General features: G+C 36.1%; 18 protein-coding genes. 4 read left to right on the forward strand and 14 right to left on the reverse strand.

The annotated features are described in order from the left end of the window. The 13 genes from NE665_RS17785 to NE665_RS17845 form a co-directional block, all read right to left on the reverse strand. Window positions 1-468, reverse strand: a complete 468-nt coding sequence (locus NE665_RS17785) for a hypothetical protein (RefSeq protein ID WP_118654666.1) — start codon at window positions 466-468, stop codon at window positions 1-3. A gap of 36 nt (window positions 469-504) precedes the next feature. Further along, window positions 505-1,581, reverse strand: a complete 1,077-nt coding sequence (locus NE665_RS17790; protein WP_118654665.1) for a type III toxin-antitoxin system ToxN/AbiQ family toxin — start codon at window positions 1,579-1,581, stop codon at window positions 505-507. Window positions 1,582-1,960: 379 nt separating this feature from the next. Continuing rightward, window positions 1,961-3,625 (reverse strand): AAA family ATPase, encoded by a 1,665-nt coding sequence (locus NE665_RS17795; RefSeq protein ID WP_118654664.1) that lies wholly within the window; start codon window positions 3,623-3,625, stop codon window positions 1,961-1,963. A 135-nt stretch (window positions 3,626-3,760) separates the two neighbouring features. After that, window positions 3,761-5,422 carry an AAA family ATPase gene (locus NE665_RS17800; protein ID WP_118654663.1) on the reverse strand — a complete coding sequence of 554 codons (1,662 nt, stop codon included), beginning with the start codon at window positions 5,420-5,422 and terminating at the stop codon, window positions 3,761-3,763. Window positions 5,423-5,517: 95 nt separating this feature from the next. Further along, a complete protein-coding gene (locus NE665_RS17805; protein WP_161129321.1) occupies window positions 5,518-6,192 on the reverse strand; it encodes a DNA-directed RNA polymerase subunit alpha C-terminal domain-containing protein in 675 nt (224 codons plus the stop codon). 199 nt (window positions 6,193-6,391) lie between these two features. Continuing rightward, window positions 6,392-12,034: a SpaA isopeptide-forming pilin-related protein gene (locus NE665_RS17810; RefSeq protein ID WP_187426260.1), complete on the reverse strand. Its 5,643-nt coding sequence runs from the start codon at window positions 12,032-12,034 to the stop codon at window positions 6,392-6,394. A 1,042-nt stretch (window positions 12,035-13,076) separates the two neighbouring features. After that, window positions 13,077-13,979 (reverse strand): DNA/RNA non-specific endonuclease, encoded by a 903-nt coding sequence (locus NE665_RS17815; RefSeq protein WP_142691798.1) that lies wholly within the window; start codon window positions 13,977-13,979, stop codon window positions 13,077-13,079. A 22-nt stretch (window positions 13,980-14,001) separates the two neighbouring features. Next, on the reverse strand, window positions 14,002-15,048 hold the full coding sequence (locus NE665_RS17820) for a replication initiation protein (RefSeq protein WP_142691797.1): 1,047 nt from the start codon (window positions 15,046-15,048) through the stop codon (window positions 14,002-14,004). A gap of 561 nt (window positions 15,049-15,609) precedes the next feature. Continuing rightward, the gene (locus tag NE665_RS17825; RefSeq protein ID WP_025483965.1) at window positions 15,610-17,121 is read right to left on the reverse strand and encodes a recombinase family protein; all 1,512 of its coding nucleotides are present in this window, start codon (window positions 17,119-17,121) and stop codon (window positions 15,610-15,612) included. A 94-nt stretch (window positions 17,122-17,215) separates the two neighbouring features. Continuing rightward, a complete protein-coding gene (locus NE665_RS17830; RefSeq protein ID WP_025483966.1) occupies window positions 17,216-17,407 on the reverse strand; it encodes a hypothetical protein in 192 nt (63 codons plus the stop codon). A gap of 70 nt (window positions 17,408-17,477) precedes the next feature. Further along, on the reverse strand, window positions 17,478-18,419 hold the full coding sequence (gene mobV, locus NE665_RS17835) for a MobV family relaxase (protein ID WP_025483967.1): 942 nt from the start codon (window positions 18,417-18,419) through the stop codon (window positions 17,478-17,480). Window positions 18,420-18,602: 183 nt separating this feature from the next. Beyond that, the gene (locus NE665_RS17840; RefSeq protein WP_025483968.1) at window positions 18,603-18,998 is read right to left on the reverse strand and encodes a replication initiator protein A; all 396 of its coding nucleotides are present in this window, start codon (window positions 18,996-18,998) and stop codon (window positions 18,603-18,605) included. A gap of 111 nt (window positions 18,999-19,109) precedes the next feature. Further along, on the reverse strand, window positions 19,110-19,523 hold the full coding sequence (locus NE665_RS17845) for a cysteine-rich VLP domain-containing protein (protein WP_009251525.1): 414 nt from the start codon (window positions 19,521-19,523) through the stop codon (window positions 19,110-19,112). 324 nt (window positions 19,524-19,847) lie between these two features. Between NE665_RS17845 and NE665_RS17850 the strand changes: the two genes are divergently transcribed. The 3 genes from NE665_RS17850 to NE665_RS17860 are packed head-to-tail and all read left to right on the forward strand — an operon-like array spanning window position 19,848 to window position 21,605. Beyond that, window positions 19,848-20,342: a tetratricopeptide repeat protein gene (locus NE665_RS17850; RefSeq protein ID WP_004462512.1), complete on the forward strand. Its 495-nt coding sequence runs from the start codon at window positions 19,848-19,850 to the stop codon at window positions 20,340-20,342. 50 nt (window positions 20,343-20,392) lie between these two features. Next, complete coding sequence (locus NE665_RS17855; RefSeq protein WP_009251526.1) at window positions 20,393-21,193, forward strand: helix-turn-helix transcriptional regulator; 801 nt, start codon at window positions 20,393-20,395, stop codon at window positions 21,191-21,193. Window positions 21,194-21,239: 46 nt separating this feature from the next. Beyond that, the gene (locus NE665_RS17860) at window positions 21,240-21,605 is read left to right on the forward strand and encodes a hypothetical protein (protein ID WP_008398421.1); all 366 of its coding nucleotides are present in this window, start codon (window positions 21,240-21,242) and stop codon (window positions 21,603-21,605) included. 131 nt (window positions 21,606-21,736) lie between these two features. Here the strand turns inward: NE665_RS17860 and NE665_RS17865 are convergent, their stop codons facing one another. After that, window positions 21,737-21,946 (reverse strand): gluconolactonase, encoded by a 210-nt coding sequence (locus NE665_RS17865; protein ID WP_025512545.1) that lies wholly within the window; start codon window positions 21,944-21,946, stop codon window positions 21,737-21,739. Between the two features lie 660 nt (window positions 21,947-22,606). On the opposite strand from NE665_RS17865, the gene NE665_RS17870 reads away from it, so the two are divergent. Further along, on the forward strand, window positions 22,607-22,813 hold the full coding sequence (locus NE665_RS17870) for a hypothetical protein (protein ID WP_142691795.1): 207 nt from the start codon (window positions 22,607-22,609) through the stop codon (window positions 22,811-22,813). The last annotated feature ends 139 nt before the right edge of the window (window positions 22,814-22,952 follow it).

The raw sequence follows: 22,952 nt of genomic DNA on the forward strand, positions 1-22,952 counted from the left end.
TTATTCTCCTTCCACTTTCTTACTTCTATCATAAAAACAAATGACATGAAAATGACAGAATAAATTTGGTTGATCGTCGTGTATTTGTACAAATAATGGATAATATTTTTCTTTCTTCATTTCTCGAATGATGCCAAACATTTCTGCAACCATTTCCTTATTCCAATTATGGACATCTCTTCTAGGGCATTCAACCCTTGCATAAAACAATCGCTTATATAAATCTCTAATATAACGAAAAACATACTTTTTTAATTCTATCCTTTTTTCTAAATCATCTGTCCATCTCAATGCTTTTGAATTTCCTTCATTATCAAATATAAAGGATACATTTCTCACAGAATCCTCATTCGTAAATTTTTGATCTTTATCGGTATGTATCAAATAATTAAGATGATTATGCAAATGAGGGATTCCATTAAATGTAAGCATTTCTATATCTTCAATCGTAAAATAATGATATTCCATATATTTTCTCCATTTCTAAAAATAGGAAGTCACTTCCTATTTTTCAATTTCATCAAATTCATCTGTCTTATTAAATTGATTTTCATTTTCCATAATTGCTGTTTTTTGACTGGAAGTAACTATTCCTTTTCGCACATAATCAAACCGTTCAGGATAATTCTGATATTCAATCAAAAGACTATGATAATTGCTATTAGCTAGGTCACTGTCTGTTAGAACATATACATTGGTATTCTTTTCATTTGCCTTTAGATATGGTTCTAACATTCTCTGCATCACTTGAGGTAAATGAGCATCTTTTCGTTCCAATGCATAGATTGAATTATTCAACTCATTCTTGTAATAGCAAATACTATCTTTTATCAATTCCAATCGAACTGTTGTCTGATAATCAGTAAAATAAATTTTATGGGGTACTGTTTCTTTCTGCTTCAAAAGTTCATGAACTGGAGATACTTTCTTAGTAGCTTCATCTATCTTTTTAAGTTTATCTGTTGCTTTATTTTTAATAACTTCATTATGATCTACAGCTAATAACTCAATCATATGTCTGTCTTTCGTAAGTTCTAACAATGTCATTTTCTCTTGAAAGGAAAACTTATACATGGGAATCCCTTTTTCATGTTTCTCTATGGTTTTATCATAAATCCATTCTTTACACTTTTTTTCCAATAATTGAAAATCACAACAGAACTGATGATATGTCGTATTCTTATCCAATGCCTTGTGATAGATTGCTTTTGCTTTACTTTGAATGACTTCTCTATTCTTGTTACAATATTTTAATTCTTGTCTTAGCAGAAATCTGTATTGATAATCACTTTCGTTGTTTATCACTTTTTGTTTAATTTCTGCATCAGGCACAGGAAACATAAAAGAATAACGAACACTTCCCACTGGTACATTTCCTACTTCAATGACATAATTTGAACTTTGTTTTATGTTAAATGAGGATACAGGAGCAAAATAATTCAATCCATTGATTTTAAATAAAGTACCACACAAAAATTTATTTCTATTCTGATACTCCACATTAGGTATTCGAGAATCGAATTGTTTTAAATATTTTACATAATCAACATTCACTTCATAGAAATCTAGTTTTTCGCTCATACAAGCACCCCCAAACATGAAAAAAAGCCATGTACCTATACATGACTTTGTATTCGCCTTTTAGCTGTTTGCTATCCTATTCGTTAAATTATGAATAGGCATGGTAGCGAAGCACCCGAATAGATTATTCGCCTTTTAGTCGTTTGACTATCCTGCATTATACAGGCATGGTAGCGAAGCACCTTAAAGATTCGAGATTTGCCTCTTGTCTTGTACTTCAACTGCAAAGGACAAACCTCATATGAATGATAATGAAGATGTTCTCTTCGATTAGAGTATAGCACAGTAATTTATATTTGCAAACTAATTTTAAAATTGCATTTTATTCAAAATAGGAAGTCACTTCCTATTTTTGAAAAAAGTGAAGATTACTCTCCACTTAAATATCTCTATCTTCAAAATCATCTTCAATACTTATATTGACTGCATCATTGTCTTCGTTTCCATCAGTAATGCCATTCTTATTATACAAATAATTACGGTCATATACTTTCAGTTCTTCAAGGAATTCTGAAACATTAAGATATATAACCCCATTATCATCTTTATCTAAAGTCTTTCCATTATATAAAACAACTTTTTCTTTTACTTTAAAACCATTTTCTTTTAACCAATCAAGTTTTTCAGTATCTAGCAAATGTTTTGTTTGTTTATTGTATTCAACTTCAGAAGAATGTTTAATTTCAAAAATGAATGTTTCATTCTTTTTGTTACGAATAACCATATCATATTCGCCATTTTTAAATGGAGATTTTCTATACTCATAAAATCTAAATTGAGAAACAAAGCAATCAGATAAACTTCTAGTTACATTTAAGAGAACAATTTCTTCTAACATTCTTCCTTTAATATCAGATAACAATTTGTTATAAATGAACTCTTGTTTATCTCCACTCAACTTAACGAATTTAGGGTCATTATACAACGCTTTTAATGCTGATTTTGCCTGATTATAACGAATGCAAGGTTGAACAACGACAGGATTATCAGAAATTGAAAATTCTTTGCTAACTGTACAATATTTAACATCATCAAAAAAATCCAACTCATACAAATAATTTTCTATCTGTGCAAGTTCATTTTCTGTTAAGCCATACTTTAATTCATTGTAATTTAAAATCTTTAAATCCTTTTTTATTTGCTCTGATAGATTTTCTACATTCATATCAGCACTATAGGATAATATATCATTGTCTTTAACATCCGATATATAGTGATGCAAAACTCCAATATCATGAGATTCAAAATTTTTCAAAATTGCATCAAGTAAAAATTCATGGTTCTTATCTTCGATAACTCGATTGATAACATTTGTTAATTCTCCTCGACTATGAATTAAATATAAAGCACCTAAATCTCCTTTATCTTTTAATTTAGACAAGGAATGTTGAATATTTTCTGCAATAGCTGAATCAACATATTCTTTAAAATTTTCATCTCTATTATAGTTAATTCCACTTTTTGACAACAATCCACCTTCCACAATATAATCTTCAGCAGTGGCATTTGGAAATAAATGCGTATATTCATAATATGGAATATAAGTTGTATGAATTGAAATTGAACGATCAAACAACTCTCCTCTTTGGCTTAAATAAATACCTAATGAATCTGTTCCTGTTAATACAATATGAATACCTGATATAGCAAACTCATCTGATAGTAAAGAAGATACTCTTACAAATTGTTCTACTTTGGTAATTTCATCAATGAAAATATATTTATATCCCTGTTCATTTAATTTTTGTAAATCTAGATACAAACTTGCCATGTTGTCTTCTTCTGTTACATCTATCCATGCAGTTTTATTAAATTGCTCATTTGTCATACCTAAAATAGATTGTAACATCATAGTAGTCTTCCCAGTTCTTCGCAAACCATATAACGCACAAACTTTACCATAATAAGGTGTATTCACTGATAAATCAGAGTACAGATATTTGTTCAAATCATTCAGTAAATATCTTGTGTTTAATGAACTTACAGATTTCGCTCTATTTTGTAAAGATACTCCAAATCTAACATTTGTTCTGTATATAGACATTTCAGCACCTTCTTTCATACTATTATTATAACAGATTTATATGCACCCTAATAGATAGCATTTTCATGCTCTCTACAAAAATAGGAAGTGACTTCCTATTTTTGAAAAAAGTGAAGATTACTCTCCACTTTGCATTTAACCTTTTGTATCCAATGAATCATTATCATCATATTCATCTTCTACATTTTTTATACATTCTTTTCGTGCTAGAAGCATCTTCTGATAATTACGATCATATACTTTTAATTCATCAAGATATTCAGATATGTTTTTATATTTCACACCTTCAATTTCTTGTCCTTGTGTTTTTCCCATATATAACACTGTTCTTCCTGTTACCTCTAATCCTCTTTTTTCAAAGTATTTCATTTTTGCAGGGTCAATCATATGTTTGTACTGACTTGGTACGATTTCAGAACTGTGTTTGATTTCAAATAATTCTACAGTGTATAATTCTTTATCTTTAATAACTAAATCAATTTCTCCTTCTGTAACTCCTTCACTCGGCATTGGTGGATAAGAGAGTTGAAATACTTCATATTTTTCAGCATCCAAAGATTGTTGGACATTATAAATTGTCAATTCTTCTAATATCTTTCCTTTTACATTGTTATCAATCGTTGAAACAATTAAATTTTGTTCTTTATCTGTTCCTAATCGGAAAGTATTGTGATTTTCTAAAATCTTCAACAATTCCTTGCACTGACTGTATCGCAACCCTGACTGTGTAATAATATTGTTTTCTACTGGCGAAATATTAAAGTCACCTGATTCAACAGTATAGGAATCTACAATTTCTAGTTTTCGTAAATATTGTTCTATCTCATAGACTTCAGAATCTGTTAGTATTTCATCTTTTCTTGCATCATAAATATGAAGTTGTTTTTTCAATGGTTCAACAATGGTGCTTGAATCTATTTTGTTTAGAATATCTGTGTTAGGTTCGATATTTTTCTTAACACGAGTAGTCATTATATCTCTAACAGAGTTATAATCAGAAGGTTTAAATGTACTTTGAATTACCCTGATAGAAAACTGATGGTTTCTATTTTGTACAACACGATTGATAGCATTAGTCAGTTTATCTTGATTATATAAATTTATCAAAGAACGAAATTTACTGCCTTCTTCATAGTTTTCTAAAGAATGCTGAATGTTCTGTGCAATCGCAGAGTCCACATATTGCTCTGCATTTTTTCCATTATAGAACGGATAATCTTCATTATATTCAGGAATCAAAGTACCACCATATTCAATGAATTCATCAATATTTTTATTAGGAAACAAATGTTTAAATTCATAAAAAGGAATATATGTTGTATGAATATATCTAGCTCTGTCATAAAGTTCACGAGAAGAAGATAAGAAAAAGCCTAGAGAATCTGTTCCTGTCAGAACAATTCTCAACCCCTTTCTAACATATACATCAGGAAATAAGGAAGACATGGAAATAAAGTTATCCAATGAAGTGACTTCATCAATGAAAATATACTTGTATCCTTCTTCTTTCAATCTATCAAGATCACTATATAAAGAAGATATGGTATCTCTATTGCTTACTTCGATATATGCACTTTTTTCAAATTCATCTTGCGTTAATTCAGAAATCGTTTGCAACATTAAAGTTGTTTTTCCAGTTCTTCGCAATCCATATAAAATACAGACTTTGGTATCTTCTGATTCAAATAAATAGTCTTTCAATTCTTCTCCAATAATGCGTTGTGGTTTATCTTTTTCACGATTTGTGATTTCTTTTAATTCGTCTTTAACAAAAACATTTGCTGTATATTTTTTCATTAAACCACCTTCTTTCATATCCCTATTATAACAAATTTCTATGCACTCTAACAGATAGCATTTTCATGCTTTCTGCAAAAATAGGAAGTGACTTCCTATTTTTCAATTTCATCCATTTCTTCTTCAATTTCTATAAATTTATTTATTCTATCTTGTTCTTTATTAAATTGAATGTCATAACAAATTCGATTAAGTTCTCCTCTTATAGAAGGATACCCTTTCTTCCCAATGTTTTTTAGATTTTTCATATCGTATAAAGGTGTTTTCAATAATCCTTTTAAAGTTGTAATTCCACTTGCTTTCAAACAATATTTTGCTCGATCTGTAAGATGGAGCATATCCACTGGACAATCTTTTTCTATTTTTGATGCAACTAATTTCTTAATTTCATCTTCCAAAAAATTCTCTACTAATTTCCCATCCTTTTTGCATACAGAATATTCAATACTTGATAAATCTTTAAAGAATGAATAATCCATATTTGTTAAATCACAATCGTTGTCTTTTATGTTCTTATAATCTTCTCCTCCTATTTCAACGCTTCCTTGAAAAGAAATAACTCCATATGTTCCATCCACTCCCTGATCTACATAATCACGAATATACTTTAGGTTTTCTTTATAATCCTTTTCCAAAAAGAAACCATTATTTTCGTTATAGAATCCATAATTCAATTCTTTATTATTGCAAGCATAATGATCAAACTCTTTATCCAATTTTTCTAAAAGTACACCCGTTTCAAATCCATAAAAATTTATTTTATTGTCCATCATTTTCCTTCTTTCTATTTTTAGGAAGTCACTTCCTATTTTTCAAATAAAAAGCATCAAATTGCTTTGATACCTTTTATTTGAAGCCCTTGTTTTTACGCAAGGGCTTCAGGAAGATAAATCATTATACTTTATTTTCTATCTCACTGTGAACTATCAGAGATTTTATTTTTTGTGAGATAGATTTTTATACAATTCTTTATTCTGATTTATTTTCAGACTTCTTGTTTTTGTTTCTTCTTCTGTATTCCAAGATACCGATTAAAGATACTAGAACTCCAAGTCCTGCAACGATAAACAGCATAGAATCACTACCTGCTCCTGTTTGAATAACTGGAAGTAAGCTGTCTTTGTAGATGATAGAATACAACAAGTCTTCACTTCGTTCTACCTTCTTACCATTGACAAACAATCCATCATCATTGACTTCAACTTTGACAACTTCAGGGCTTAACGAATAACCTAGAGGGGCTTTCGTTTCCTTGATATATGTTGTTCCGTAGTTCAATACAAACTTAACAGTTCCATCTTTTGTGTTTGCCTGTTTTGTTTCGATAGGATTTTTACATTCTGCATCTGTGAAAGATGTGAATTCAAATTCCTTACTGATGATGTTCTTCATTGTGTTTTCATCTACTTTATTGACAAGAACATAGTATTCTTTCAATTTATTGATGATAGGTTTTCCTTCATTGATTGGTACAATCACTGCTTTTTCATTAGATTGGTCGATACTAAAATCATATTCATTTTCATCTAATTTATATGCAGAATTTGTTTGAAGTTCCTTCAAGTAGTAATTTCCTACTGGAAGTTCAGGGGTATGAACTAAATGACCTTCTTCATCAATTCCTGATGTTGCAAGCAATGTATCAGGTTCGATTGCTACATTACCTTTCCAATCGTATGTATCATCACGAGTGTAGATTCCAAATACAACATCCTTGTAGGCTTCTTTGTTCATAGCTGTATCAGAGAATTCCATCTGTTTTGTCATATTGATGTTATACACTGGTCGTTCGTTCTTCAATGTAGATTCGATTACTTGAAGTTCATTGATTTGATTATCTACAACTTCAAAATAATGTTTTTCTTCATTCTTCACAAAACCGATTGGTGCTTTTGTTTCAACATAATAGTATTTACCAACTGGAAGTTTAATTGACTGTACAGCTTCATAATCACTTACTAAAGTGTCGATTTCTTCATCTGCCTTGTAATAAGTGATTCCGTTACCTAATGTAATATCTTCGCCTGCGTAAATGGTAATTTCTGCACCTAGAATATTCATTTCTTCAAAGACTGGTGTATTAACCATTCCTAAATCCGTCATACCAATATCCGTATAAGTGAACTGTTTACCTTTCTTCTCGAAAGCTAACTGTCCATATACGATTTCATCCTTCATTGTTCCTGCTACTTGAACTTCGCCTGTGTCTTTTACAGTAAATTCAATCTTTTCAGCAAGAGCAAATCCATAAGGGGCAGAAATTTCTTCCCAAATATAAGTTTGTCCAACTTCTAATCCTTTGATGATATGAGGTTCTTTAGTGGATACCCAAGTTTCAAATACTTCTCCACGATTTCCTTTAGGATAAACAATTTGAGTTGCTCCTTCTAGTTCTTCGTTTGTAGAAGCATCTACTTTTGAGAATTCTACTTGTGTAATTTTGTTTTTAAATACTGCAACAATTTCGATAGTTGGTAATTCCTGCCCTTTATATGTGGCATCCACTGGAATCACTTCATCACTTGAAGCGTATCCGATTGGGGCTTTCAATTCACGAATTTCGTATTTTGAAAGAGGAAGGTCAGCGTTAAATACAACCTGTCCATTTTCATCTGAAGTGGCTGTTTCAATCAATGTTCCTTTTTTGATAATCAATGGTTTTGAGTTTGTTTTTGACAATTTTTCAACTCCATAAATATCTTCAGAAGCATATAGACCAAAGACAGCTCCTTGTAAATTAGCTTCATTATCTTCATCCACTTTTCTCAAGTCAATATGAACCTTTTGACGGTCATTTAAATAGGTTACAGAATCAGAAATGATTGCTGTATGATCATCTTTGTATGACAGAGTTACTTCATACTCTTTATCAGAAATCACAAATCCTTCAGGAGCCTGTGTTTCACGCACTATATAGCTTCCAAGATATAAATTATCTACTTGAGTCTTTCCTGATTTATCGGTAGTTGCTGTTGTAACAACTTCACCAGCTTTATAAATTACCGTTCCGTCAGCAGGGTCAATGATGTCTTCTTTGGCATACACTGTGACTGTCATGCCTTCTAGTCCTTGTTCTTCATAATCGAATACGATATTACCATTTTCATCTTCATGAGAACCCACTAGCACTTCTCCTCGTTTTTCAAAAGAGATAGATCCTTTTACTCGTGTGTCTTCCATAGTAACTACGATATACGCATCTCCATCTTCATCTTCGGAAGTCACTTCCGATTTTTTGATTTCAAATGGAATACTTGTACCATTCAACAAGTAGTTGTAAGGTGCTTTGATTTCTTCGAGTTGGTACTTTCCACTCTTTAGTTTTAACGGAAGAATAACATAACCATCTTTATCTGTATTGAATTCATCAATCCAAACACCTGCCACTTTTTGTCGTACATATTTACCAGTTGATAAATCTTTTACTTTAAATGTAGCATCTGACAATGTAATTTGTTTTCCACTTTCAGCATCAATCTTAACAAGTTTTAGGAAATAATCACTTGGTCGGTTGTTGATGTGATAGTGCATCTTACCATCATCTCCCATTTCAAGCGAATTTCCAGAAGTATCTCCACCTTTAACGATTGTTTGTCCATCTAGTTCTGTTACTTCAAATGTAAATATTCCATCAAGAATATCTGTTTCTTCAGCATTTTCGCCTTTCTTAGTCTGTTGGATAACATACTTACCATAGGCTAGTTTTCCTGAAGTCGCATAACCATTCTTGTTTGTAGTTAATACAGCGTATTCTTTTTCACTACGATTTTCTTTGGCATACTCAAGAGCTTTTTGAATATCATTTCCGTTTGCTTCATAATCAGACTTCAATACAGCAACAAATTCAGCACCTTTTTCATTTACCATGATTTCAGACTGACTTCCATCTGTAATGACTTTGATTAAATCAAATTCTCCTGTGCGAATTGTTTCTTTTACTGTCTTATCGACTGTGATAGTAATTGTATTTTGATCTTTATAACTTGCAGTAAAAGGATATTTTGTTTCATCCAATTCATATCCTTCAGATGGACTGATTTCTTGCCAGTAATATTCCCCTAGATATAGATTTTCAATCGTACCACTTGCATTTTTATCTGTCGTGATTTTTCCAACTAAAGAATCTTTCTTATGAATAACTGTTCCATCCATAGATGGGTCAAGAATATCTTCTTTAGCATATAGTCCATATACAGCACCTGTTAGTGTTGCATCCCCTTGAGGACGATTACCAGTATCTTTATCTTCTTTGACAAGATTGATGGTCGCATTCACTCGCTTATCACTTAATTCTGTATCGTATGTCTTTTCAGCTGTAATATCTACGACAGCCTCTTGATTGACATCAATGACATATCCATTTGGTGCTTTTGCTTCTTTGATGACATATTCTCCATATGCTAATGGTTCAGATACTGCATATCCTGTTTCATCTGTTGTCATAGAAGAAACAACTTTTCCATCATAGTAAATATCAAAAACTGTTCCTGCTACTTGAATGACTTTGCCTGTATCCTTATCTTTCTTGGCGATACGGATTTTTCCTTTGATGACTTGTTCGGGAACAATCGGTTCTTGATAAGTATTTAAAATTTCATTAGTTCCACCTATTTTTAGCTTTATTACGAATAATTCATCATTCAATTTATATCCTTCAGGAGCTTTCGTTTCCTGCATGGTTACAGTACCAACTGGTATTGATGGATTTCCATCAGAAGAATAATACAAAGCATCCCCTGATACTTTAAAACTATCATCATAATATGTAAATCCATTTTCATTTGTTCTGAATACCCAAGTTCTTTCTGCTGTGACTCCCTGTGTGGCAGGATCAACACCTTCAGCATAATCCCCTTTGTAATACTTCACAGTAAATTCGGCATTTTCTAAATGAGCATCTCTTTGAGGTACATCCTGTCCAGTTTCCTTATCACGCTTCTTCAATAAGATACCCACTGGGTCAGATTGAGGAATATCTTTTACCTTATATACTTCTGTTTTTCCACTGGTAACAGAAACTGAATATACTTTTTTATCCAACGCATACCCTTTTCCTGCTTTCGTTTCTTTCAAGTAATATGTTTTTGCCTTCAAGTCCTTGATGGTATTTGCTTTTCCATCAGCTTTGATTTTAAATGTACCTACTCGATTAACATCCTTATTGGCATCGGCTTCACTATTGTACAATCCATATTCTGCACCTTCTAAACTATAGCAGTTGTTATTGTCTGTAATCGAAGGATTCGCAGAAGATTTTTCAATCGTTAGATTTCCTTTCGGCTCATTTTGTCCCCAATATAAAGTTTGATTCTGTGTTACAATTCCTTGCCAACTTACTCCAGTACCTGGGCATTTTGCTTTATATACTTTAAAATCAGATGGTGGGCTAGGTAGGTTTAAAATTCCTTTTAGCGATTCATATGCAACATGATAACGCTGTCCATTAGTAGAACCACTAATTGAAGTGCCACTAGCTACAGCAGATAAGAATTCATTCATTGCCAAGAGAGCTTGATCTCTGTTTGGAAAAGTATTGGAAACCTGATTATTTGGATATCCATAAGCATAATAAATAACTTTTCGCACTCTATCATCATGTACTTCTACAGCAGAATTTAAGGTCATTCCTGCTCGTGGTGGTGCGTACATAGCTTCTCCACAAAATGCTACATGTCCATCAACCTTCCAAAATCCACCAGTTCCCCAAACCGATCCTATTCCATTAGAAATAGATGTATGTCCACCTTCTTCAAAATAAGTAACAACAGGACTACTCAAACTGCGATCAGAAGAATAAGTGCTTGATGCAGATTCGGAGTATCTAAAATCAGGGGCAATTAAAATAGAAGCACCTAATCCTAGCAATAGATTTGCTGTATCATAATCTTCATAAAATTTAGCCGTAATAAAATAATTATCATCCACATATTTCCACGCATGAATTTTATCAACAATTTCTTTACGCTTTTGAATATACTCTTCTTTCATAGTCATTCCATTTTGATAATCGTTTAAAATTTGTTGTTCTTCAGCACTAACAGGACGATTTGGAATAAAGGTTTCGTCATTGATTAGCAGTTTACTATTTTTATCTACTTTATCTTTTGTTTTATCCTTTTCTTCCGTTTCAATGGAATCTTCTTTTGTAGTTTCTCCTTCTGCTTCAGGTTGTTCAATCGGTTCTGTATCTACTTTTTCATTTGTTTCTTGTTCTTCACTAGAAACAATTTCTTTGAATGTAACTACAAAGTTTGAATTTTCGACACCAGTAACATATTCAATCTTTAAATTGTTTTGTTCTGCCACAAATTCAGGTACTGCTACATCATTATTCGTAAAATTCTCAATTACATTTCCTTCAGTAGCGATTGCTTCAATCTTTACATTTGTACCTTCTGCATAAGACTGGCTAAATGGAGTTTCTGTAGTAACAACAGTTTCATTTCCGTTCTCTGTAACCTTAACTTGTCCACTTCCAATAACAGATACATTAAGCGTACTAGATAATGGTTCTGAAATTGGTTGTTCATTTGCATAGGCAGGCATTACACTATTTACAGTTAAAAGTGCTGAAAAAATGCAAGTTACCATTCGTTTAAATGTTTTTTTCATAAGTATCTCCTTTCTTCTTTTTTCGTTTTATGAAAAATAGGAAGTGACTTCCTTTTTATGAAACGAATGAATCTCGAGTTTTCATCCGTTCCACTTTTTCCTACATAAATAAGTAGAGGCATCCAACTGGATGCCTTCGTTTAAAATACCATTTCATTATAAACTATCTCCTTTCTGAAAATAAAAAAAGACAAAAAACGATTAGTTTTCTGCCTTTTCAATAATTTACCACATTATCATATTAGCACATTTTGATGTGAAGCAAAAGTGCAACCACAGGTAAAATTACGGTTTTATAAAATCTAAAATCTGTTGTCATTTTTCAGTTTATAGCATATAATAATAGTGTCAAAGATTGGTAGTGAATACCAAGTGAAAAGAGATAGGACGGCAATCCTATCTCTTTGTTTTTTTGCACTACTACCGAAGTAGTTAGACTACTTCTTCAACTCTTTAACTATCAATAATAAGATAATCAACTGAATAATTTGATTGATATCTATTTGCATATGTCAAAGATTGGCAGTAGTACATCAGGATAGTATAAACCATAAACTTATACCTCCACGATTATTCTACAGAATCTTTATTTGATTTACCAGTTTTTCTACCTTTTGCACTCAAATAGAAAAACAGGAAGTGACTTCCTTTTTTGAATTTATTGATATTTATCAATTTATCGCTTATAATAAAGATGTAAAAAGTGGACAGATTATTCTGTTCAGGATTTTAGGGTTTATAAAAAACTACCTCGTCCTGAGAAAACTAAGGTAGTTTTTTATTTGTCATTTTTTCTTAATCAATTCGATTAGAAGAACAACAACTAGAGTTAGTATAGATAACATTATTGATAATGCTTCATATGTACTCATAAGCATCACTCCTCGAAAATACATTTATATTAACAAGGCTCAACGCTCCTTGGTCTAGCGACCTGAACTACCTAAATAAACTGTCCACCATGATTTTAGCATAAGACTTATACCTTGCCAAAGAAAATAAAGGTATAAGTTTTTTTATTTCCGTATCATATATAATATTCTTAATCATTCACACAACATTGTGCAGGTTCATATCCTTGTTCAATCAGTGAATTCACATCACTTTCAATGACTTCTCTATTTTTATCAGAAATTTTATTTGCATTAGCACAGTCTTCTTCATGAAATTTTTTAGAATTCTTATTCACGACAAATGTTCTTTTTTCACTATCGTTAGGCTCATTTTCAGAAGAAGATGCAATTTCCTTGCTCTCTCCTGTCTGATAATTTATTTCTACTTTTGGTTGATTGTTGTAGCAATACACATAGAATTGAATTCCTTCTCCATGATCTTCAATAGAATAGGCTTCAATCGTAACACCTCTTGCCACTAATTCATTGTCCTTAAAGATAGGAGTAACACGATATAACACATGGTTGTTTGTTTCTTTCAAATAATCAGCAACCATATTTTCAAATGGAAGCATCCCTTCTACATTTAGGAAGCGAGTTCCTGTAATCAAATTCTTTTCGTTTGCGTTCTCTCCTGCTAGTTGAAAACCGATTAAATGACACCGATTGTATAAATACTTTCCATCTACAAAATCATACTTTTCTGTTTTCCATCCTGAAGGCTTTACCATACCAATGCTTTCTCTATCTTCTGTTGGCATAATACTTTGATGAAGATTAGCAAAAGCAACACTACACCGACCCAATCCATCTAAATCGGAATATTCTTCAAATGTTTCTGTACTTGTAATTTCTTCATCCGTAAACAAAGGCACATTCCCGTTTAATACGGTATATGGCTCATTACTGAATTCAGGTATGTCATTAAGTTGTACATTCTCCTGAATCATTCCATTTTCTATAGGTTTATCGGACTTTAAATCCAATGAACATCCAGTAACAAATATACTTGTCAATAAGACAAGCAATATCTTTGACATTTTCTTTTTCATAATTTCTATTCTCTCCTATTCTTTATCGTTTTCCATTTTCCACATCTTCGGCACTGTATCCTTTCATGACCCAAGTTTTCATCAATTCTTTCATGTAGTATAAAGAATATTTTTCATAAGTACTCGCTTCTCTTGAAGCAACTACCATCATTCTTCCACCATATAGTTCATATAGTTCTTTTATGATGCCCAATTCAGCTTTGTTTAATTCTTCTTTTTTGTTTACAGATTTGAAGGTGTACTGGATTTCTGCAATAACATATTCCAATGAACCATATTCCATGTCATTTTCTATTTCATCCCAAGTTAAATTGCTAGAAATAGATGGAATATCTTTTTCTTTAAATTCTCCATTGATCAATTCATTCGTATCCTTAAAATGACAAGTGAATTCCAATGTGTGTATCCTATTACCTTTTTTTATTGAAAAATACTTAATTTCCAAATTAGTTTTTTCATTTATCTCTTTAATACTTGGTTTCAAAATATAGGCATTTAAAAATTTATATTGTGAATATGTTTCAATATCAGAAACTTCTAAAATATTTTCTTTTAATTCTTCCAATGCGATTTTCCATTTCTTGCGGAATCTGTTTTGTAAAAAATAAAGATATAATTTAATCGAATAAGTTGATTTTAAATAAAGAGTGTTTTTTAAAGCATATTTTATATATCCACAAGTGTTGATATCAAAAAACATACTTCGTACATAATCAGATCTACCGCATTCTAAAATAATTTCCTGTGTTGTTTTATCATATTCTGCTTCTTCAAATAAATGATGTAATTTGAAATTTTCTTGTTCATCATCTAGCCATTCTACAACACTGTTATTAAAGAGATGTTGTAGATATTTTGATAATCTTTTTGTTTTCAGCCAATTTGAATTAACAGAAATAAGATCACAATACTCTTTTTTTGTAAATCTAACTTTCGCTGTATCAATATTTTTGGGATTGATTTTTGATAGATAAACATCTAATACTTTCAATTCTTGCAAATTCAAATCCAAGTTTTTTAAATCAATAATTGTTTTAGATTTAGATACTAAATTATTTTCATTCAACATATATATCCCCCCCCACACATATATTCTATAATTAGAATATATACTAATATAGGTAATAATGTCAATTTTTATTATTACCTTTGTTGGTCTACATTATTACCTATATCTATTATAAGGTAAGTTTTTCACTATTTATTATTACCTTTATTGGTTTATAGTATTACCTGCGTTGGCTTTCTCTATTACCTATATTGGTCTGTAGTATTACCTGTATTGGCTTCCACTATTACCTATTATACTAATTTCTGCTTTATGTAAAGTGTTTTTAGGACTCCGTAAACAAGATATAAACAAGAGTATAAACAAGACTATATCATCTTTAAGAAAAACAAACTTTTTTAAACTTAATCTTACTATTTTTCTCTAACCATCAACACCTAGATCATAAAGTGAATGATATAATCATAAATAAAGATAATTATTTGAAAGGAATGTATAAAATGAAAATTATCAAAAATCGTGTAAGATGCAAAAGTTGTGGAAATATTATTGAAAGTACATCAAAGTACAGTTTACAAGGGACTACACAGGGTAACGGTCTGACGGGAGGGGTTCCGCCCGTCAGATTTTCCATGTGATGTTCAAGCTGTCGCTTGTAGCGGCTATGGTGGTAATCATCAAGTCCACCACCCGCCGCTTGTCGTCAAAGGATACATTCTCCCAAGTGTCGAGGTAGCCGGAAATCTGGCTGACCTGTTCCGGGCTGATGGCTTCCACCGTCAGCTCCGCTATCCTCGCCAGAAGTTCCTGCTTGCATCCGTCCAGTTCCGCTATCTTCACATTCACATAGGAGAGCAGGACATTGTTTGCACCCGTCAGACTGTCCACCAGCTTTTCAATCTCGCTGTCCACATGGGCAAGCTCCACTTGCAGGGCGGCAATTTTAGGGTTTGCCTTTGCCGCTTTCTTTCTGCCTGTCAGTGTCTTGTAGCTTGCCAGTTTCTTTACCATCTGCTGATAAACAACCGCTTCCAGTTCCGAAGTAATGATTTTCCCGCACCCCGGACAACTCTTGTTATCCAGCCGTTTCGTACAGCGAAGGTATTGCTTGCCGGAGGGATTGAAGATACTCATAAGGGCATACCCGCAGTTCCCGCACTTGATTTTTCCCGCCAGCCATGTGTGGGTGGCTTTCCGGGCAGACTGGATTTTCATGTTGTTCATCAGCTTCTTACGGCAGGTCAGCCAGATGTCGGAGGGAACAATGCCCTCATGGGGAGCCAGTACCAGCATTTGGTCTTTCAAGTCGTTCTTTTTGCTGGGCTTCACATCCCGCCCTTGATACAGATAGCAGCCGTTCATGCCCGTAAAATCGGCAGCGTCATTGACCAGGACTGCCCCTTGACTTTTGAAAAACTCGTACACATCAAGGTCTGCCTGCACATAGACAGGATTGCGTAACATCTGCGCCAGCGTGGGGCGTATCAGTTCTTTACCGTTGAATAAAATCCCCTGTTCGGCAAAGTACCGGGTAATGTCCCCGTAGGAGGTTGTGGGCTGGGCGTACATCTCAAACATCAGCCGGATATTTGCCGCTTCATCTGGATTTACCACCAGCTTCTTTGTGTTGATACCGTCCATCTTAATCGGCTCTGTATGGAAGCCGTAAGGGGTTTTCCCACCCATCTTGAAACCTCGCTGGCTACGGGAATAGTAAGCGTCCGTTACCCGCTTCTGTATGGTTTCCCTCTCAAGCTGGGCGAACACGATACAGATATTCAGCATCGCCCGCCCCATCGGGGTGGAGGTGTCAAACTTCTCCGTAGAGGACACAAACTCCACTTCGTACTTTTGGAAGAAGTCCATCATCTTCGCAAAGTCGAGAATGGAACGGCTGATGCGGTCGAGCTTGTAAACCACCACTTTCCGCACAAGGCCGCTTTCAATATCCCGCATAAGCTGTTGGAATTGTGGACGCTCCGTATTTTTCCCGGAATACCCTTTGTCCTTGTACTCTTTGCAGTTCCCGCCTTTCAATTCGTATTTGCAAAATTCAATCTGGCTTTCAATGGAAATGCTGTCCTTTTTGTCTACCGATTGTCTTGCATAGATTGCGTCTATTCGATTGTTCATATTGTCGCTCCTTTTCTTAAAAAAGAAACGGAGCTGCTGACACCTTTATTATACCGTCAGCAGCCCCGCAAATCAACGATGGCTTCGGAAAACCTTATGCCCCGGCTTCCTCACTCTGCCGTTTGTCGGCATACTTGCGGAACACCTCATAAAGCTGCTGTTCCAGCTCCCGGCGTTTTGCCGCTTCCTGCTCCAGCGTGAACACCGGGGAGAGATTTTCCAGCGTGATTTCCTTTCCCTGAAAAGTCACGACTTCGGTTTCTTTCTTGTATCTGATATGCTCCATAGTACCTCCGTATTTAGTTTTCAAAGTGCGGTGCCGCCATGCTGCGGCGTGAAATGTTTTCTGTCATCAATCACCGTTCCCTTGTGTGCCGCTGTTGGCGTTTCAGTTCTGCCAGCACCTCCGGTGGGATGCGGTCTACCAGCTGCTGAATGTCGTGCAGCTCGCTTTCCAGCTTTGCCCGTTCCATCGTATCTTTCATCTTGCCTTTTTCGCTGGCTTTGGCTCTGGCTTCCAACTGTTCATTTTCCGCCAAAAGGTCGTTTATCGTGACCTTGTATTTTTTGAGCTGCCCAGAGAAGTTCTCCATCTGCGGAAACCACTTTTTCAGCAGGGAGATGGCTTCCTCTTTTTTCTTTCCGGCATTCAGCGGGTTAATGCCGTCCAGCGTGGCTTCAATGGCTCTTGCCTGTTTGGATAGATTGACCGCCTGCTTGAACAGCCGAGTGGGGATATGCTTCCTGCCTGTCTTGCTGGCACTCTCCCCACGCTCCAAGTCGGGATATTTCTCCACCATATAGGCGTGAAAATCGTCCTGCCATTTTGTGAGGTTGGCTCTGTTCCCAATAATCTCCTTTGCACACAGGCGGTTGTCCTCTGTCAGCGGGACAAAGACCAAATGCAGGTGGGGCGTTTTCTCGTCCATGTGTACCACCGCCGACACGATATTTTCTTTCCCTACCCGCCTGATTAAGAAATCAGCCGCCCTCTGGAAAAATTCCTGTATTTCCTTTGGGGACTTCTTCTTGAAAAACTCCGGGCTGGCGGTTATCAGCGTATCGACAAAGCGTGTGCTATCCTTGCGGGTGCGGCATCCGGCTTGTTCAATGCGGCTCTGAATGAAATGGTAATAGCGGCTCTCCGGCTTGACGATATGGAAATTGTACTTGCTCCGGCTGGTGTCAATGTCGGGATTGCTGGCGTACTGTTCCTTTTGCCGTTCGTGATGGGCTTCCAGCGGTCTTGCCGGATTGCCCTTGTGTTTTTCAAATCGCAAAATTGCGTGTTGTGCCATGAAACTCCTTTCCCCATTCCATTCCTTTCCGGGACTTTTCCACAGGAAAATCCCGCAGAAAATATCTCGGATAGAAAGGGAATGGATAGAATATAAATCAATCTTTTTATCTCTGTATTTCTATATACCGTCCGGTTTCCGTACTTCAAGAGGATTGATTATCGTACTTGTGGAGTGCGGTTTTCAGTCCTCCGGCGTACCGGAACGGGATTTCTTGAAGTCGGTGTTTGGAACCGCTTCGTAGGATTTTGGGTAAATGCGGTTGGGTTTTCCACAGCCCTGCTTCTGGATCTCCACCAGTCCGGCATATTGCAGCTCCCGCAGGGTGTTGACCGCTTTCTGCCGCCCGCAGTGGAGCAGCTCCACTACCTCATTGATGGGATAGTAGAGGTAAATGCGCCCATATTCGTCCGCCCAGCCGTTTTTCCGGGACAGGTCTGTCCGGCGTAGGATAAAGGCATACAATACCTTTGCTTCGTTGGACAGTGGCGTGAATGTGGGGGCTTCAAAAAGAAAATTGGGAAGCCGGGTAAAGCTGACCGCCTTTTCCGGCTGATGGATATAAATGGTGTTTGTCATATCGTGTTTTGTGGACGGTTAGAACCCCGTTTTCTGGGGCAGACGGTAGTTTCTATTGCCTGTCCCTGTTCTGTGCTTGCAAAGCCTTGTAAATCAAGGACTTTTCAGCCCCTAACTGTCCACACAAGACCTCCTTTTCCGTTCACTTTCTGTTTTCTGCCGCCTGTGAACTCTGGCGGCACAGCCGGGACAGTATTTTGCCCGGTTGGATTTAGGGACGAACACACCGCCGCAGACCGCACAGCGTTTTAGCTCCTTATCCCGGAAAATCTCCGCTTCCAGCGTTCCGATTTGCGGCAAGACCGACCAGCGGAACCACTTACAGCAGACCGAGAAAGAAATAGTCTGGGGGCAGGTGTGGGTGTCCCCATCATCAAGGAGCATACAGTTCCCATCCTCATAACAGCAGCACTCCCGGCAGATCAGGGCGTTTGCCTGTTTCCTCTGTGCCGGTGTCATGCGGTAAAGGGAACCGTCCTGCCTGCGCTCTATGGGCGGCAGTCGTTTATATGGGTTCTCTCTCATGTGTTCCCTCCATTTTGCTTTCCTTTGCCGTTCTCCCCGAAAGGATTTCCGGCGTTGGCACGCTCCCCGGACTTCGGGACATTTTGTCCCGAAGTGGCTCGTTGCGGTGCTTCCCCTGCCGGGGTATTCCTTTTCGGACGGTTATTCATTTTTCAAGGTGCAGCTCATCGATGAACTACCTTAAGTCTACACCTAAAAGACCGCCCGCCCCGTATATCCATAAGGTCGGAAATCAGCCCGGAAAACTCTCTATTTCCACGCTCTTGGAATTGTGGTAGAATAGAAGAAATAGAATGGCAAATCGAAATTTCACGGAGGTATATTATGGGACTGTTTTCAAAGAAGAAAAATGAAGAAGTGGCTATTGATGAACTAACACCACAAATAAAAACTAAGTTAGATGAATTAGCCCAAAAAGGCAATCAGTTTGAGGAAGAAGAACAATATGAGGAAGCTATACAAGCATGGAAAGAAGCTCTTAGCCTAATCCCAGAGCCACAGCAATTTTACAGTGAAACCATATGGTTTTTAGCTGCCATTGGCGATATTTATTTTCAAAAGAAACAATACGAAAAAGCACACGAATGCTTTGACAAAGCAAGGGGGAATTTGAGCGGCGAGGGATATGGAAATCCGTTTGTTATGCTTCGATTAGGTGAATGTTGTTTAGAAATAGGGGACGAAAAAAACGCCACAGAATATTTGCTTAGAGCCTATATGTTTGAAGGAAGGGAGATATTTGAGCCTGACGAGGACGGTAATGATGATGGCAAAAAATATTTTGATTATTTAAGAACTCATGTTGAAAACATTGAGTGAAGATTAAGAAAACACAGTTCCCATTTATCGAGCAGACAAGGAGGGAGAGCATGGAACTATCCATACAAGAACGATTGAAAGATTTGCGTGTGGAGCGTGGGCTGACGCTGGAGCAGCTTGAGGAGCAGGTAAATCTCTCCAAGTCTGCGCTGGGCAGCTATGAAGCAAAGGATTTTAAGGACATCAGTCACTATGCTATTATCAAGCTGGCGAAGTTTTACGGTGTAACCGCCGATTATCTACTGGGGCTGTCCCAAACAAGAAATCACCCAAACGCTGATCTTGCAGACCTGCGTTTGAGTGATGATATGATTGAACTCTTGAAAAGTGGGTTGATAGATAATTCCCTCTTGTGTGAACTGGCAGTACACCCGGATTTTCCCCGGCTGATGGCTGACCTTGAAATCTATGTAAACGGTATCGCAGGAAAACAGGTACAGAGCGCAAACGCCATCGTGGACACCATGAGTGCAACGATTATGAAGCAGTACAATCCCGGCTTGTCCGACCCGCAGTTAAGACAGCTTATCGCCGCCCATATTGATGATGACAGCTTTTGCCGCTATGTGATACAGCAGGACATAAGCAAGATAGCTCTTGACCTGCGGGAAGCACATAAGGAAGATTTTTTCAGTGTCCCGGAGGACAATCCACTGGAAGATTTCTTGCAGACCGCCGAGGAAACTGCCAGCCCAGACAGCGACCCGGAGCAAGCGTCGCTGGCGTTTATCTGCAAACGGCTCCGGCTGAACTATAAGAAGCTGTCCGAGGAAGAAAAGAAATGGCTCAAAAAGATTTCGGAGAAGTCGGACTTGCTGAAAAATCCAAACCCACAGCGGGGGAGGAAATAAGAAATTGATAAAATTGAATTTACTTTTTTAACAGGAGGATTATACAATGAGTATGGATTTGAATTTTTGGAAGTACAAGGAAGATACCGCACATGACCATTCAACCGTATATCAGACAGCGTGTTGTGATGGCGAGGTAATGGAAGTATTGGAAGTTCTTCCGATTGACGAGATTTTGAAAAAAGTGGCTGATTCTTTTTCTGACTGGAATATACAAGGTGGAGGCAAAGATTTTGAAAAAGAAGGACATGGAGCATTTCAGGTTTTTACAACTTCGCAAATCGTAAGGTTTGATTGCTATGGTATGCAAGAGGCTGATATGAACGCTCTCATGGATATTTTACTTGATTTTGGTTGCCCTCTATACGACCCACAAATTTCAACGAGATTCGATTCTTGGACAGATAGATAACAAATCCCATTTATCGTGGAGATAGCAAAGCCAGCCGAGCCAGTCAACGGTCAAGATGAACGGCGCATTTTATGCGCCGCCGTTGACAGTCCCGCCCGTCTTTGCTAATAGTCAATCAAGGCGGGAAAGCCTTAAAATGGCTTCCCGCCCATTTCAATTTTGAGAGAAAAATCCGTCTGTTTTTTCGTAAGTGTGGCTATCCGTATGGGACACTTTGTCCCATAGTCCGGTGTGGGACGAGGGACGGGGGCTTTCATATCCGCCCTGTCTGCTGATGAAACCAGTCCTGCGCTTGCGGCTCCACGCCACGCAATCACAGCCCTGTTTTCCTGCCGTTTCAAATGCCCTTGCCCTCCCGGTTGGCAACGGCATTTTCGCAGCAACGCCGACAGAGCGTATAACACACTACACTTTGCGAGCAAAGTCGTGTGCCAAGGGGCAAGCCCCTTTGGAAACCCCTGACAACAAAACAGGCTGAATATCTCGCACTTTCCCGGTGCTTGATATTCAGCCTTTATTTGTTGTCAGTAGCCCCCGTTTCGTGGTCTGCGTGTAGTTCCTTGTAAACTGACCTAACTCATGATATTAAATCATATCGTTGTGGCTCAATTACAGTAGATGGTGGAAAAGACTATATTCGTAGAGGCTTTAAAGAAATAGTAGATTTAGAAGATTTGAGCATCTGTGTTTATAATATGTCTGACCTTAGAGATAGAAAGATTCTAGAAATTGAAAAAAGTCCAAAACAACCATATAAAACAAAGAAGCTATCCGATTTTACTGAAAAGAATTAAATACACTCTGCAAAGCAGTAAATAAAAACTTACAGGTACATTATTTGCTATTTTAAATGAATTCTAAGAGCGATTAGTCCACTACCAAGTGTATTTATACTATCACAATAAACTTTAAGCAAATAGACTGCATTCTGAAAGAATTAAAAAAATTCTCATAGTCTTAAATGATATAATATGGCTATGTTAGAGTAATGAGGTGTTCTTATGAAGAAAAAACAAATAGACTCGAAGTTAGCACTTTTGGAAATTGAAACTTTAGTAAGCAATTATACTGAAACAGAAGTTGATATTTTTATTGGGATTTTATGCGTGAGATTTATGAGAGAATATAATATTTCTAAAGAAGAATTGTTAGAATCTTTATCAGGTAATATAGACAGATTAACATTTGTAAGAAAATATTTTTCTTAAAGAAAAAGAGAATTCAGACTGTTGACAAAGTGACTGTCGACAGTCTTTTTAAAATCTGATAGAATATCTGTGGCAGAAACGTACTTCATAAACCCAAAAATAGTCGACGTTTCTGCCATTTATTATGCCAAAAATGATA

Origin of the sequence: Clostridium sp. DFI.1.208, assembly GCF_024463855.1 — a bacterium.
Lineage (GTDB): Bacteria > Bacillota_I > Bacilli_A > Erysipelotrichales > Erysipelotrichaceae > Clostridium_AQ.